Here is a 14,376-nt window from a genome sequence, read left to right as displayed (position 1 = left end):
GGATCCATGGCCCGCCCCCGGACTCCGAGGAGTCTCCATGCCGCTGTCCACCCTGACGTACCGCTCCATCACCGACGCCCAGATGCTGCCACGCCTCATCCGGCTCGGCCCCAATCTGTACGGCGCGGTCTTCACCCTGATGAAACTGGTGCCCGCCCAGTACATCCTGCGCCGCGCGTTACAGCGCGGCGAGCTGACCGAGGACACCGTGATCGTCGAAACCACCTCGGGCACCTTCGGACTCGCCCTCGCGATGCAGGCGGCGCTGATGGAGCGTGAGCTGGTCCTGGTGAGCGACCCCGCGATCGACGACAACCTCTACCGAAGACTGACCGACCTCGGCGCCAAGGTGGAGATGTGCCTGGAGCCCGCGCCGGTCGGCGGATACCAGGGAGCCCGGCTGACCAAGGTCGCGGAGATCCGCGCCTCGCTGCCGTCCACCTTCTGCCCCGAGCAGTACAACAACCCGGACAACGCCCGCTCGTACCATGTGGTGGCCGACCAGCTGGTGCGCACCTTCGGCACCGTCGACTGCCTGGTGGGCACCGTCGGCACCGCCGGATCGATGTGTGGCACCGGGGGCGGCCTGCGCGAATACAGTCCGCACACCCAGGTCATCGGCGTCGACAGCCACCGCAGTGTGCTGTTCGGCCAGCCCGACGGGCCCCGCTCGCTGCGCGGCCTGGGCAACAGCCTGTGGCCCGCCAACCTCGACCACACCCTCTTCGACGAGATCCACTGGTGCAACGCGACCGAGGCATACGCCCAGACAAGGGCCCTGCACGCGGAATCCGCCCTCTTCCAGGGCCCGACCAGCGGCGCCGCCCATCTGGTCGCCCAGTGGTGGGCGGCGAAGAACCCGGACGGGCTGTGTGTGGTGATGCTGCCCGACGAGGGGTACCGCTACCAGGCCACCGTCTACGACGACGCGTGGCTCGCCGCCAACGGCCATGTGCTCGCCGAGCGTCCCACCGAGCCGGTGACCGTCGCCTCCCCCGCCGAGGCCGGTGACCGCTGGACCCGGCTCGTGTGGGGCCGCCGCTCCTACGAGGAGGTGCCCGGCGTCGTGCCCAGGGTGACGCACCCCCTCGCCGAGCGGGCCCTGTCGTGAGCTCCACCGGACGGCTCACCCGCACCCTCGGCCCGCGCACCCGCCGCGTCGTCTACGGGGAACCGGATCCCGGTGCCATCCGCGGGGAGCTGGAGCCCATCAGCACCATCGACATGGCACACGTGGTCATGCTCACCGAGTGCGGACTGCTGCCCGCCGACACGGCCACCGCGCTCCTGGAGCGCATCACACGGCTGCGGGCGGAAGGCTTCGGCAGTCTGCACGGGCTGCCGGCACCGCGCGGCCTGTACTTGATGTACGAAGGCCATCTCGTGGCCGAACTCGGCGCCGACGTGGGCGGAAAACTGCACACCGGACGCTCCCGCAACGACATCAAGGCGACCGTCACCGCGATGCGGCTGCGCGCCGAACTGACCGATCTGCTCGGCGAGGTGCTGAGGCTTCAGGCGGTCCTGCTCTCCCGGGCCCGCGCCCACCGCGACGTGGTGATGCCCGTCTACACCCACTTCCAGCCGGCCATGCCGGTCAGTTACGGCTACTACCTGTGCGGGATCGCCACCGCGCTGGACCGCGACATCACCGCGCTGCGCCAGGCGCTGGACGAGCTGGACCGCTGCCCGCTGGGCGCCGGGGCGGTGTCCGGGACCGACCTGCCCATCGAACCGGCGCGCACCGCCGCCCTGCTGGGATTCACCGGTCCGCCGCTGCACGCGATCGACGCGGTGGCCGCACGGGACACGCTGCTGCGCACGCTCGCCGCCGCGTCCTCGGCCGGGGTGACGCTGAGCCGGCTCGCCACCGACCTCCAGCTGTGGAGCACCCAGGAGTTCGGGCTGATCGAGTTCCCCGAGCGGCTCGTCGGCGGCAGTTCGGCCATGCCCCAGAAGCGCAACGCGTTCCTGCTGGAACACGTCAAGGCCAAGGCGGGCGCGGCCATCGGCGCCTGGACGGCCTCCGCCTCCGCCATGAAGTCGGCGCCGTTCACGAACTCCATCGAGGTCGGCACCGAGGCGGTGGCCCCGGCCTGGCCCGCGCTGGCCGAGATACGCGACTCCGTCCTCCTCGCCCAGGTGCTCGTCAGCGGCGCCCGTCCGATGGTGGAGCGGATGGAGCGGCGTACGGCGGAGAGCTTCGTGACCGCCACCGTGATCGCCAACCGCCTGGTCGCACAGGGGGTTCCGTTCCGTACGGCCCACCACATCGTGGGCGCCGCCGTCCGCGAGGCGATCGAGAGCGGGGCGACGGAACTCGGCAAGATCGACCTACCCGACGGGGTCTCCGGCGGCACGGCCGCCGAACTGCCCTCCCTGCGTGATGTCGTCGAGGCACATGACCGGGGCGGCGGCCCCGGCGAGTGCGACACGGCCGTGGGCGTCCTTCGGGAGCGGCTCACCGCCCATGGGCGACGGCTCGCCGTCCACCGCGGCCGGACACGGGACGCTCGGCGGAGGCTCGGCCTCGCGGTCGACGCGCTCCTGGCGGGCCGGGAAACCGCGGCCGGAAGGGAAGGAGAACGGTGACCGGGCACGGGAGCACGAGCGGGCGGTGGCTCGCGTTCGTGGAGAGCAACACCACGGGAACGGGGCGGGAGTTCTGCGCGGCGGCGCGGGCGCGAGGACTGCGGCCGGTGCTGCTGACCCGGGACCCGGGCCGCTATGTGTACGTCGAGCAGGACGGCATCGACACCAGGCTGCTGGACACCGGTGACCTGGCCGCGGTGGTGGACTGCTGCGCCGGGCTCGTGGCGGACGGGGGGCTGGCCGGAGTCGCCTCCAGCTCCGAGTACTTCGTGTCCACCGCCGCCCGCGCGGCCGCCAAACTGGGCCTGCCCGCGGCGGACGGGGACGCCATCGCCCGGTGCCGGGACAAGGAGACGCAGGTCGCCGCGCTGGCGGCGGCCGGTGTCCCGGTACCCGACTCCACGGCCGTCGGCGAGGTGGCCGACGCGGTGCGCGCCGCCGACCGGATCGGCCACCCGGTGGTGCTGAAACCGGTGCTCGGATCGGGTTCGGTCGGCGTCCGGCTGTGCCGGGACCGCGAGGAGACCCGGCGGTGGGCGGAAGAGCTGCTGAGCCGGTCCACCGATGAACGCGGCAACCCGGTGCCGGCCCGGATCCTGGTCCAGGAGGCCGTCGAGGGACCGGAGTTCTCCGTCGAGACCTTCGACAACGCCGTCGTCACCGCCGTCGCCAAGCACATCGGGCCCCGGCCGTACTTCGTGGAGACCGGACACGAGGTGCCCGCACCCGTGCCCGACGCCACCGCCGCCGCGCTCGCCGACACCGCCCTGCGGGCGCTCGCCGCGCTCGGCCTCGGCTGGGGAGCCGCCCACACCGAACTGCGGATGTCCGCCCACGGCCCCGTCGTCATCGAGGTCAACCCGCGGCTCGCGGGCGGCATGATCCCCGTCGCCGTACGGGCCGCCCTCGGCGTCGATCTGGTCGACGCCGTGATCGCCCGCGCGGCGGGACAGAGCCGGACACCCGCGCGGCCGGGCCGGCTCCACGCCGCGGTCCGCTTCCTGCGCAACGAGCGCGAGGGGCGGGTCACGGACATCGGCGGGGTCGAGGCGGCGCGGGCGGCCCCCGGTGTGGTGGCCGTCGCGATCGGCACCGCCCCGGGACGGACCGTACGGGTGACGAACACGTTCCAGGACCGCCTGGGCTGTGTGGTCGCCACCGGGGCGGACGGGGAGCAGGCCGGAGACCGCGCGGCGGCCGCCGCGCGCCTGATCAGGATCGAGCTGGAGGAGCCGGCGCTGCCGGATGAAGGAGTCGCAGGCTGATGAGAGACGGCGCGAAGTCCCTGGCGTTCACCCGCGTTCCCCGGTGGACCCCGCCGTCCGCGACGGACGCGGGCACGGGGGTCCACGGCATACGGCTGGACGCGGAGCTCACGGACGCGTTGGAACGCACCGCCGGGGAAGGGGAAACCTCCCTGGCGGCCCTGCTGCTCGCCGGTCACGCCCGTGTCCTGGCGACCGTCGCCGCCGAGCGCGACCTGCTCCTCGGCTGCGTGCCGCAGGACGGGCCGGGCCCCGCGCGGCCACTGGGCCTGTCCGTCGCCGACTCCACCTGGGCGGAGCTGGCGGCACTCGCGGACGGGGCGCTGAAGGGCCTGGGACCCGCGGCCGGCGCACGGCCCGAGGCCGTGCTCGACCTGTCCGGGCTGGACCTGTCCGGGCTGGACTTGTCCGGACTGGACCTGTCCGGGCTGGACTTGTCCGGGCCGGCGGAGCACGAGGACACTCCGGCCCAGGCCCACGGCGACAGTCCGCCCGCCGCCTTGGACGACGGCGTGGTGCTCCGGGTGGCCTGGTCGCGCGACGAGCACGGCCTGTCGCTGCGGGTGCTGCACGACCGTGCCGCGATCGACGGCGGCTACGCGCGGCGCCTCGCCGGATACCACCTCGCCGCGCTGCGGCTTCTCGTGGCCGACCCGCACGGGAGCCACGAGGCCGAGAGCCTGCTGTCCCCCCAGGAGACCGAGAAGCAGCTGTACGGGCTCGCCGGCCCCACCGTCGAACTGCCCGACCGCACCTTCGTCGACCTGTTCCAGGAGCGGGCCCGCGGCTGCCCCGACGCCATCGCGGTCGAGCACGGCACGGTCCGGTGGACCTACCGGGAGCTGGAGCGGCGGGTCAACCGGATCGCGCACGCGCTGGTCGAGGCCGGGGTGGGCACCGAGGACGTGGTCGCCGTCGTCATGGACCGCACCCCGGAGTGGATCGCGGCCGCCCTCGGCGTCTTCACGGCGGGCGGTGTCTACCTGCCCGTTCGGCCGGACTTCCCGGTCGAACGCGTGGTCGCCCAGCTGGAGCGCAGCGGCTGCGCCGTCGCGCTGACCGATCCGGACAGCGAGGCGCTGGTGCGTGCCTCCTCCGCCCGGCTGGCCGCCCCGCTCACACGGCTGTCCGTGCCGCGCGTCCTGGCGCGCGGCGGCCACGCGGAGCCGCCCCGGGTGGAGGTGACGCCCGGCCAGGCCGCCTACATCTACTTCACCTCGGGCTCCACCGGAAGCCCCAAGGGAGCCCTGTGCGAGCACGCCGGCTTCCTCAACCACCTCTACGCGAAGATCGAGGACACCGGGATGACGGCCGGTGGCGGGGACGTGGCCACCCAGATCGCGTCGCAGTGCTTCGACATCTCCCTGTGGCAGTTCGCCGCGCCGCTGCTGATCGGCGGCAGCGTGCGGATCGTGGACACCCGCACCCAGCTCGATGTCGCCGCCTTCGTCGAGGAGATCGTCGAGGGCCGGGTCACCGTGATGCAGGTCGTCCCCTCGTATCTGGAAGTGCTCCTCACCCATCTGGAGCAGCACCCCAGCCCGCTCGGCGCCCTGCGCTCGGTGTCGGTGACGGGCGAGGCGCTCACCTACGAACTGGTGCAGCGCTGGTTCGCCGCCTACCCCGATATCCAGCTGGTCAACGCCTACGGTGCCACCGAGACATCGGACGACCCGATGCACGAGGTGCTGCACGGTGTCCCGGAGCGCGACTTCGTGTCCGTCGGCCGGGCGCTGCGCAACGTCAACACCTATGTGCTCGACGAGAACCTGGCGCTGGTGCCGCTGGGCACGCCCGGCGAGATCGCGTTCTCCGGGGTGTGTGTGGGCCGTGGCTACATCAACGACGAGGAGCGCACCCGGGAGGCGTTCGTCCCGGACCCGTTCCGGCCGGGCAGCCGGATGTACCGGACCGGTGACTTCGGCCGGTGGCTGCCCGAGGACCGCCTGGAATTCCTGGGGCGCCGCGACGCGCAGGTCAAGATCCGCGGCTTCCGCATCGAGATCGGTGAGATCGAGAACAAGCTGCTGACCATGGAGGGTGTCCGCGAGGCGGCAGTGGTCACCGAGGGCGACACCAGTGAACAGCGCGTCCTCGTCGCCTTCTTGAGCGGTTCGGAGAAGGTGACCGCGGAGCGGGTTCGCGACTTCCTCGGCACCGTCCTGCCCGACTACATGGTGCCCACCCATGTCCACCGGGTGGACCGGCTGCCGCTCACCGAGAACGGGAAGATCGACAAAAAGGCGCTGGCGCGGCCCGTGGAGGAGACGGCCGGACGCCCCGCCCACATCCCGCCCGCCACCCCCGCCGAACGGCGCCTGGCCGAGCTGTGGGCCGACGTCCTCGGCGTACCGCTGGAGCGCATCGGCCGGTCCGACGACTTCTTCGAACTGGGCGGCACATCGCTGGCCGCGGTGCGGCTCCTGGTCCGGCTCGACCGGGCGCTGTCGCTGAAGGACCTGGCCGCCCATCCGGTGCTCGCCGACTGCGCGGCGGTGCTCGAACCCCACCATGGCGGTGCCTTCGCCCGCCCGGTGGCGACCCGGCTGCTCCAGCCGCTGGCCGCCGTGCCGGATCCGCACCACACCCTCGTGTGCTTCCCCTTCGCGGGGGGCAACGCCGTCAACTTCCGGCCCCTGGCCGGCGAGCTCCAGCGCGACGGCATCGCGGTGTTCGGTGTGGAACCGCCCGGCCATGACTTCGCCGGCGACGGTGAGCCGATGGAGGACGTCCCCGTCCTGGCCTCGTGGGTACGGGACGAGATCGTCGCGCACCTCTCCACGCCGGTGTCGGTATGGGGACACTCCACCGGTGTGGCCGCGGCGTTGGAGACGGCGCGACTGCTGGCGGAGGCGGGCCGGCCCGTCGAGCGTGTCTACATCGGCGCGCTGCCGCTGGGGGACGCCGAGACGCTCGCCGCCGAGATGGCACAGGCGGCCACGGCGGACGAAGAGAGCCTGCTGTCCCGGCTGCGGGCCGGAGAGGTGTACACGGAGCTGGACGAACTGGGGGCGGAACGTGCCGATGTGGTGGCCGGCGCCTACCAGCACGACGTACTGACCGCCGGCCGACATCTGCGCGCGGTCCGTGAGGACCCGGAGGCATACCGGCTCGACGCCCCGGTGGAGGTGGTGGTCGCACGGGACGACACCGCCACGGCCTCCTTCACCGAGGAGTACGGCGGCTGGAAGGCGATCTCCGACCGGATCACCCTCCATGAACTGGAGCGGGGCGGCCACTACTTCGTCCGCACCCGGCCGGCGGAGACCGCCGCGCTGATACGGTCCGGCTGCCTGTCGTCGCAGTCGCGGGACCGGTGACGAAGGGGGCGTACCCGGGTCCGCCCGGGTACGCCCCCTCAGCCGTGGCTCGTCGGTCCCGACACCTCGGTGCGCCTAGGGACGGAACGGTTCGCCGAGGCCGACGACGATCTCGCGCTCGCCCCGGTAGGGCTCGCGGCTGTGCGCCATGCGGACGTTGTCGACGACCATGAGGTCGCCGCGCCGCCAGGGCTCGCGCACCGTGTGCTTCTCGTAGACCGCGTTGATGAGGTCGACGGTGGCGCCGTCCAGGGGAGAGCCGTCGCCGTAGAAGGTGTTGAACGGCAGCCCGTCGGGGCCGAACTCCGCGATGAGGAACTCACGCACCTCGGGAGCCATCGTCCACTCGTTCAAGAACGCGATCTGGTTGAACCAGCACCGTTCGCCGGAATCGGGATCCGCCAGGACGGCCGGACGGGTCTGCCGGGTGCGCAGGCCGCCATCGGCGTCCCAGCGCACCTCGATGCCGTGGTCGGCGCAGTAACGCTCCACCTCGTCGGGGTTCTTGGCGCCGAACGCGTCCTCCCAGCCGATCCCGACGAACGGGTTGTAGTGGCGGGTCAGCACCCAACCGTGGCGTTCGAAGCGCTCGACGAGCTCCTCCGGCAGGTCACGCAGCACCGCACGGGCGTCCGCGACGGCCGTGACACCGCCCGCGGACGGCGGGGTGACACAGGCGAAGACCATCAACCGGGGCGCCTCGGCCGCGTAGCTGAGCTCATGGTGCATGCACATGGGCTGGTCGGCCGGCCAGTGCGAGGAGGAGTACACGCCCGGTCCGAACTCGTCGCGGGGAGCGAACCCCTCGCGCTCGGCCATGCCCTCGCCGACGATCCCGCGGATCACCGAGGCGGCGTGTTCATGGCCGTCCAGGTCCAGCCCGCGGACCAGCAGGGCACCGTGCCGGGCCACCAGGGCCCGGATCTCCTCGCGGTGTTCGGTGACCCAGGCCGCGGCGTCGGTGCCGGGCCCGGGGGCGGCGTCCAGCCGCCGCAGGGCATCTCGCTGTTCGGACATGAGGGCTCTCCGTTTCCGTCTGATGAGGGGGAGTGCGGGGGAAGGGGAGGACGAGCTCAGACCAGGGGGCGCCGGAACGCCCATACCGCCGCGCTCGATCCGAGCAGCGCGACGAGGGCGCTCGCGCCCAGGGCGGACCACACCTGGGCGCCCAGCGGCTGGTCGAGACAGAGCGCACGCGAGGCGTCCATCGCGTACGACAGCGGGTTGAGGATCGCCAGGACCTCCAGCCAGCCCGGCATCCGGTCCACCGGGACGAAGGCGCTGGAGGCGAACATCAGCGGGAACGTCACCAGATAGGCGGCGCTCTGCATCGCCTCCGCACTGCGCAGCCAGGCCGCCAGCGCCAGGAAGATCCAGGTCATCGCCCACACCACCACACAGGTCAGCAGCAGCGCGGCCACCAGCCCCACACCGCCGCCGGCCGGGTCGGCGCCCATGAACACCACGGCCACCACGAGCAGGATCGCCAGCTGCGCGGTGGTGCGCAGCAGATCGGCGAAGCTGCGGGCGAACAGCAGCAGCGGTGCGTGGATGGGCAGGGTGCGCAGCCGTGCCACCGCGCCGTTGTCCATGTCCCGGACCAGGCCGATACCGGAGGCGATCGCGGGGCCGATGCCCGTGGTCACCAGCAGCGCGGGCAGCAGATAGTCCAAGTAGGAGACGCCGTCGGGCAGATGGTCGAGGTCGACGATGCTGCCGAAGACCTCGCTGAGCAGAAGCAGCATGAAGACCGGTTGCAGCATGGCGAGGACCAGGGTCCGGCGGTGCGCGAGATGGGCCTTGAGCGACCGCTGGGTGAGGATCAGCAGTTGTGCCCAGGGGCTGCTGCCGTGCCAGGCGGGAGCGAAGGCGCCGCCGTCCGGTAACGACGGACCAGGGGTCATGAAATTCCTCCGGGAGTCGTGCGCCCGTTGGTGCGCGGCACGGTGCGCCAAATTCCTGGAGCGGTAATCGAAAAAGGCAGGATCAAAGAATCCGCCGCCATGACCGGCTACGCGATGACTGAGCGCGGAAGTATCGGATAGCTGTGTCGTCCATGCGGAACGAACGCACTTCGACTCTATCGCGCGGAATTGGACCCGACGGGACGTTTCCTGGCCAGTACTGGCCGGGGCGCACCGAAATCACGGTGCGATATGGGCGATATGCGGGGTTCTGTGTCGAGGAGATGGGGTGCACTGTGCAATTTGTTGTCAGTGCCTTTCCCTCCTTGCGGTCCCTCGGTAGAAATGCACGGCAGTGCCGGATCGGCGCATGGAAACTCAGTTCGCGGACACGAAGGGCAGGGCCTTGGATATGGCGGGAATCAGCACCGCCCCCAGCGTTGACGCAGTGCTCCGGGAGCATGCGGAAAACCGCCCGGAAAACACGGCGGTCGTATTCGTGACGGACCCGCTGCGCACCGACGGAGCGCAGCGGCTCACCTATGCGGAACTCGACGCACAAGCCAGGAGCGTGGCCGTACGGCTCCGTGCCCATGTCCCGCCGGGCGGCCGTGTCGTCCTGCTCCACCCCGCCGGGCCGGCCTTCGTCACCGCCTTCCTCGGCTGTCTGTACGCGGGGGCCGTCGCGGTTCCCTCGTCCCTGCCCGGCCGGTACCGGCATGAGCGTTACCGGGTCAGGCGCATCGCGGACGACGCGGGCGCCGCGGCGATCCTCACCGACACCGCCACCCGCGCCGACATCGGGGCGTGGGCCGCCGAGGAGGGACTCGACACACTTCCCCTCCTGGTCACCGACGACGGCGACGCCCCGGATCCGCACACATGGACGCTGACGCCCGCCGGACACGACACGCTCGCCGTGCTCCAGTACACCTCCGGCTCCACCGGCGATCCCAAAGGCGTCATGATCAGCCACGGCAATGTGCTGCACAACACCGCCAATCTGGCCGACTCCCTGGACCTGGACGACACCACCCCCATCGGCGGGTGGATTCCGCACTTCCACGACATGGGGCTGATGGGCTCGATACTCCCGCCACTGCTGCTCGGCTCGACCACCGTCCTGATGAGCCCCACCACCTTCCTCAAACGCCCCCACCTGTGGCTGCACATGATCGACCGCTATGGCATCGAGGCGTCCGCGGCGCCGGACTTCGCGTACGACCTGTGCAGCCGACGGGTCACCGAGGCACAGAGCGAGGGCCTGGACCTGTCCCGCTGGCGGCATGCGCTGGACGGCTCCGAACCCGTACGCGCCGCCGTGCTCGAACGATTCCAGCGGCGCTTCGCCGGCCACGGCCTGCGCGCCGACGCCCTGACCCCCTGCTACGGCATGGCCGAGGCGACCCTCTTCATCTCCGGGGCCGCCCGCACCGCCCCCCGGGTGCGGCAGGTCTCCGCGGAACTGCTGGAACACCACGAGTTCCGGCCCGCGGCCCCGGACGAGCCCGCCCGCGCCGTCGTCGGCTGCGGCCCGCCACTCGGCGCCGAGGTGCGCATCGTCGAACCGGACACCCGGCGCGCCCTGTCCGAGGGAGGCGTAGGCGAGATCTGGATCCGCGGTGACATCGTCGGCCACGGCTACTGGAACCGCGAGGCCACCAACGAGGCCGAGTTCCGCGCCACGACCGCGGACGGCGACCCCGGCTGGCTGCGCACCGGCGACCTCGGCGCCCTGTACCAGGGCGAACTCCACATCACCGGCCGCATCAAGGACGTACTCAACCTGCGCGGCCGCAACCTCTACCCGCAGGACATCGAGGATGAACTGCGCATCCAGTGGCCGGAGTTGGGCAACCTCGTCGGCGCGTGCTTCGCCGTACCGGGCGAGGGACCACAGGGCGACGACGTGCTCGTGGTCACCCACGAGGTGCGCGGCATCAAGGACGAGGAACGGCTGAGCGAACTCGCCGCCGAGATGCGGCTCACCGTCGCCCGCGAATTCGGCGCCCCCGTCGGCGCGGTCCTGCTGCTGCGCCCCGGTGGAGTACGCCGCACCACCAGCGGCAAGATCCAGCGGTCGGCGATGCGCGACCTGTTCCGCGCCGGGGCGCTGCGGCCCACCTACGCCGTCTACGAGCAGAGCCTGCTGCGCCCCTTACCCGAGCCCCAGGAGGCCGCCGTATGACCACCGCCTCCCCGGCCACCCGGACCCAGGACCCCTCCGCCGCACCCCTCGAGCAGCTCACCCGCCTGCTCGGCGAGCTCACCGGACCGGGGCAGCCCTTCTCACCCGAGGCGCTCGCCGAACTCGACCGGACGGAGGCGTTTCCCACCGAGGCATGCCGGGCGCTCGACACGTTCGGACTGCGGCGCTTCTACGTACCGGTCGAACACGGCGGCGCACTGGAGAGCTTCGACGTCGTCATGCGGCTGCTGCGGGCCGTGTCCCGGATCGACCTGACCGTGGCCCTCTCGCACGGGAAGACCTATCTCGGGGCCGCCGCCACCTGGATCGCGGGAGAGCCGGAGGCCGCCCGCCGGCTGGGACGGCGGATAGCGGAGGGGACACCCGTCTCATGCGCCCTGACCGAACGCCACCACGGCAGCGATCTGATGGCCGGCGAGGTGACCGCCAGGCCCGCCCCGGACGGTGGCTGGCTGCTGTCCGGCGAGAAGTGGCTGATCAACCTCGCCACCCGGGGCGGTCTGGTCACCGTCCTGGCCCGCACCGACGAAGAAGGCGGTCCGCGCGGCTTCAGCCTCTTCCTCGTGGACAAGTCCCGTCTCGCCCCCGAACACTTCACCCACCTGCCCAAAGTGCCCACCTACGGCATCCGGGGCGCGGACATCAGCGGCATCGCATTCCACGACGCGCCACTTCCCGAGGACGCGCTCATCGGGCGGGTCGGTGAGGGCATCGAGATCATCGTCAAGGCGCTGCACTTCAGCCGGACCGGCTGCGTCGCGATGTCACTGGGCGCGGGGGACCACGCGCTCGCCCTGGCCGCCGAGTTCGTCGCTCAGGACACCGACGGCGAACCGCTTGCGCAGGACCCGTACGTGCGGCGGGAGTTGGGCGAGGCCGCCGCGGGCCTGCTGCTCTCCGACGCCGCCGGTCTGGTGGCGGCGCGCTCCCCGCACGCGCTCGCCGGCGAGATGAGCGTCGTCTCCGCTGTCGCGAAGGCATATGTGCCCACCGAGGTCGACGACCTCATCGCGCGCCTGCTGCACCTCCTCGGCCCGTACGGACTGCTCCGCCCCGACGACCCGCACACCGGATTCGCCAAGGTGGAGCGCGACCACCGCATCATCGGCATCTTCGACGGCAGCAGCCTGGTCAACCGCAGCGCCCTCATCGAGCAGTTCCCCCGCATCGCCCGCGGCTACGCGAAGGGCCGCTGGGACGCGGAGGGCCTCGCCGAGGCCACGAATCCCCACGCCCCCCTGCGCCCGATGCGGCCTCGCGAGCTCGGCCTGGTCTCCAGCGGCGGCTGCTCCATCGTGGCCGGTCTGCCCGCGGCCGTCGGCGAACTGCGAGACCTGGCCGTACGCGGCCACGCCTCCACGGCGCTCACCACCCTGGCCGGGCAGCTTTTGGACGTGTCCGACCGGCTCCACCAGGACATGGCGGCGATCCGGTTCCCGCCCCGCGCCGTCCCCGGCCACGCCTTCCGGCTCGCCGAGCGGTTCGAGTCGTGCTTCGCGGCGGCTTCGGCGCTCCACCTGTGGCTGCGCGCCGCCGCCCGCGCCCGGGGCCCCATCCCGGAGGCCGCGCTGCTCGCCTGTCTCGTCAAGGCCCTCACCGACCTGGAGGAGCCCGTCGACGACGCCGACCGCACCGCCTTCGACGACCTCGCCGAAGCGGTCCTCTCCCGCCGGTCCGCCCCCTTCCACTCGCTCCTCGACCATGTGGAGCCGACCGGCTCCCGGCAAGGGGCCGCCTCGTGAACACCACCACCGGCACCTTCACCCTCGCCACCACCGTGGAGGAGCGCCTCGGTGACCCCTACGACCCCACGAACCCCAACGGCTTCCAGGCGATCCTCGCCGCACGGGAAGCCGGACGGCCCCCGGCCGGTGAGCCCTTCCGCGCCCTCGGCGTGGGCGGCGCCGAAGTCGGCCACGTGGACCCGGAGTCGCTGATGCACGCCCTGCGCGCCGGTTACCGCAGATCGCCCACGCTGGCCCGGTCCTGCGGCGGGGCCCAGCGGGGGAGCGGCGCCGTGACGGTCGGCGCGACCGCCGTCGGCACACTGGACTCCGGCCTGCGCATGACGCTGCGCCACCTGCGCGCCCGCCGCCTGTACGGCGCGGCGGCCATCGACATCCCCCAGTTGCGCGCGGTACTCGCGGGAGCCTACGCCGACCTGCTGCTGTGCGACACACTGACAACACTCGCGGTCCGGGGCACCGATGCCTTCCCCACGCGGCCGGACGCCCACGACAGCGTGGTCCGGGTCCTGGTACCGCGTGTGCTCCAGGGCGCGATGGACCGCCTTTCGATGGCCCTGGGGTCGCGCTTCTACATCAGGGAGAGCGAACACGCCGCCTTCCACCTGCTGCTGAACGAGATGCAGCGCGCCCTCTTCGCGGCCGAGGGCCGACCTGACGGGCAGCCGAACCCGGCCGACCGGCCGGGTCGGCCCCCGGGGCCCGCCGGTCATGCCGCTCCGCTCAGCGGCATGACCGGCGCGGACCTCACCACGGCACCGGCCGTCACCGCACTGTGCGACCCCGAGCTGCTCGCCGCCGCGCCCGGCCGCGCGCTCCTCACACGTGTGCGACGGACCCCGCAGCCGTCGGGCCCCGCACTGGAGCGCCTGGCCACGGAACTCGACCACCGGTATGACACCGGCCGCTCGTTCGACCTGGCCGAACGCCCCCTCCCCGACCGCCCCTAGCCGCCGCGCCCGGACACTCGCCACCTCAGCGCCGGACACCCGCCACCTCAGCGAAGGAGACACCCATGTCCGACCCCCACGCCGAGCCGCATACCGTCGACAGCCTGCGGGAATGGCTGACCAACTGTGTCGCCTCCCACCTGGAGCGGTCCGCCGACACCATCGACACCAGCGTGCGGCTCTCCGACTACGGACTCGACTCGCTGTACGTCCTGTCCGTCGCCGGAGAGCTCGAGGACCACCTCGACATCTCCCTCGACCCGACGCTCCTGTGGGACAACCCGACCATCGACGCGCTCAGCGAGGCCCTCGCCAAAGAACTGGCCCAGTACGCCTGACGGGCACTTCACACCGCATCCGCCACGGCATCCCGCCCCGCGCAGTCCGCCAC

10 protein-coding genes are annotated in these 14,376 nt (G+C 72.1%); 8 read left to right on the top strand and 2 right to left on the bottom strand.

The genetic code is table 11. From position 1 onward, the window contains the following. Positions 1–37 precede the first annotated feature (37 nt). From AB0E24_RS16570 to AB0E24_RS16555, 4 genes are read left to right on the top strand one after another with little or no spacing between them, the layout of a single operon-like run. Positions 38–1,111 (top strand): cysteine synthase family protein, encoded by a 1,074-nt coding sequence (locus tag AB0E24_RS16570; RefSeq protein ID WP_173963147.1) that lies wholly within the window; start codon positions 38–40, stop codon positions 1,109–1,111. Next, positions 1,108–2,592: an argininosuccinate lyase gene (argH, locus tag AB0E24_RS16565; protein WP_359377652.1), complete on the top strand. Its 1,485-nt coding sequence runs from the start codon at positions 1,108–1,110 to the stop codon at positions 2,590–2,592. The genes AB0E24_RS16570 and argH overlap by 4 nt, the downstream gene beginning before the upstream one ends. Continuing rightward, complete coding sequence (locus tag AB0E24_RS16560; RefSeq protein WP_359377649.1) at positions 2,589–3,857, top strand: ATP-grasp domain-containing protein; 1,269 nt, start codon at positions 2,589–2,591, stop codon at positions 3,855–3,857. The genes argH and AB0E24_RS16560 overlap by 4 nt, the downstream gene beginning before the upstream one ends. After that, the gene (locus AB0E24_RS16555) at positions 3,857–7,177 is read left to right on the top strand and encodes a non-ribosomal peptide synthetase family protein (RefSeq protein WP_359377647.1); all 3,321 of its coding nucleotides are present in this window, start codon (positions 3,857–3,859) and stop codon (positions 7,175–7,177) included. Before AB0E24_RS16560 ends, AB0E24_RS16555 begins: the two co-directional genes overlap by 1 nt. 75 nt (positions 7,178–7,252) lie before the next feature. Here AB0E24_RS16555 and AB0E24_RS16550 read toward each other — a convergent pair whose 3' ends face one another. Together AB0E24_RS16550 and AB0E24_RS16545 are read right to left on the bottom strand one after the other, a co-directional pair. After that, entirely contained in the window at positions 7,253–8,194 is a 942-nt protein-coding gene (locus tag AB0E24_RS16550; RefSeq protein WP_283881947.1) for a TauD/TfdA family dioxygenase, read from the bottom strand. A gap of 56 nt (positions 8,195–8,250) precedes the next feature. Next, a complete protein-coding gene (locus AB0E24_RS16545) occupies positions 8,251–9,081 on the bottom strand; it encodes an ABC transporter permease (protein WP_069871560.1) in 831 nt (276 codons plus the stop codon). Between the two features lie 412 nt (positions 9,082–9,493). Between AB0E24_RS16545 and AB0E24_RS16540 the strand changes: the two genes are divergently transcribed. From AB0E24_RS16540 to AB0E24_RS16525, 4 genes are all read left to right on the top strand, one after another. Further along, entirely contained in the window at positions 9,494–11,269 is a 1,776-nt protein-coding gene (locus AB0E24_RS16540) for a fatty acyl-AMP ligase (protein ID WP_359378051.1), read from the top strand. Continuing rightward, positions 11,266–13,032, top strand: coding sequence for an acyl-CoA dehydrogenase family protein (locus tag AB0E24_RS16535; protein WP_359377644.1), 1,767 nt, complete (start codon positions 11,266–11,268; stop codon positions 13,030–13,032). The genes AB0E24_RS16540 and AB0E24_RS16535 overlap by 4 nt, the downstream gene beginning before the upstream one ends. Next, a complete protein-coding gene (locus tag AB0E24_RS16530) occupies positions 13,029–13,985 on the top strand; it encodes a hypothetical protein (RefSeq protein WP_102936323.1) in 957 nt (318 codons plus the stop codon). Before AB0E24_RS16535 ends, AB0E24_RS16530 begins: the two co-directional genes overlap by 4 nt. Before the next feature lie 65 nt (positions 13,986–14,050). Further along, positions 14,051–14,323, top strand: coding sequence for an acyl carrier protein (locus AB0E24_RS16525; RefSeq protein ID WP_069871569.1), 273 nt, complete (start codon positions 14,051–14,053; stop codon positions 14,321–14,323). Positions 14,324–14,376: the final 53 nt, after the last annotated feature.

The sequence above is a fragment of the Streptomyces malaysiensis subsp. malaysiensis genome (assembly GCF_040653035.1).
Classification (GTDB): domain Bacteria; phylum Actinomycetota; class Actinomycetes; order Streptomycetales; family Streptomycetaceae; genus Streptomyces; species Streptomyces malaysiensis.
The sequence above is the reverse complement of the archived record's forward strand: the minus strand, read 5'-3'. Positions and strand labels throughout refer to the sequence as shown.

Coding starts and splice junctions, on each gene's coding strand:
- AB0E24_RS16570 (WP_173963147.1), top strand. CDS start 38: ATGCCGCTGTCCACCCTGACGTACCGCTCCATCACCGACGCCCAGATG.
- AB0E24_RS16555 (WP_359377647.1), top strand. CDS start 3,857: ATGAGAGACGGCGCGAAGTCCCTGGCGTTCACCCGCGTTCCCCGGTGG.
- AB0E24_RS16550 (WP_283881947.1), bottom strand. CDS start 8,194: ATGTCCGAACAGCGAGATGCCCTGCGGCGGCTGGACGCCGCCCCCGGG.
- AB0E24_RS16545 (WP_069871560.1), bottom strand. CDS start 9,081: ATGACCCCTGGTCCGTCGTTACCGGACGGCGGCGCCTTCGCTCCCGCC.
- AB0E24_RS16540 (WP_359378051.1), top strand. CDS start 9,494: ATGGCGGGAATCAGCACCGCCCCCAGCGTTGACGCAGTGCTCCGGGAG.
- AB0E24_RS16535 (WP_359377644.1), top strand. CDS start 11,266: ATGACCACCGCCTCCCCGGCCACCCGGACCCAGGACCCCTCCGCCGCA.
- AB0E24_RS16525 (WP_069871569.1), top strand. CDS start 14,051: ATGTCCGACCCCCACGCCGAGCCGCATACCGTCGACAGCCTGCGGGAA.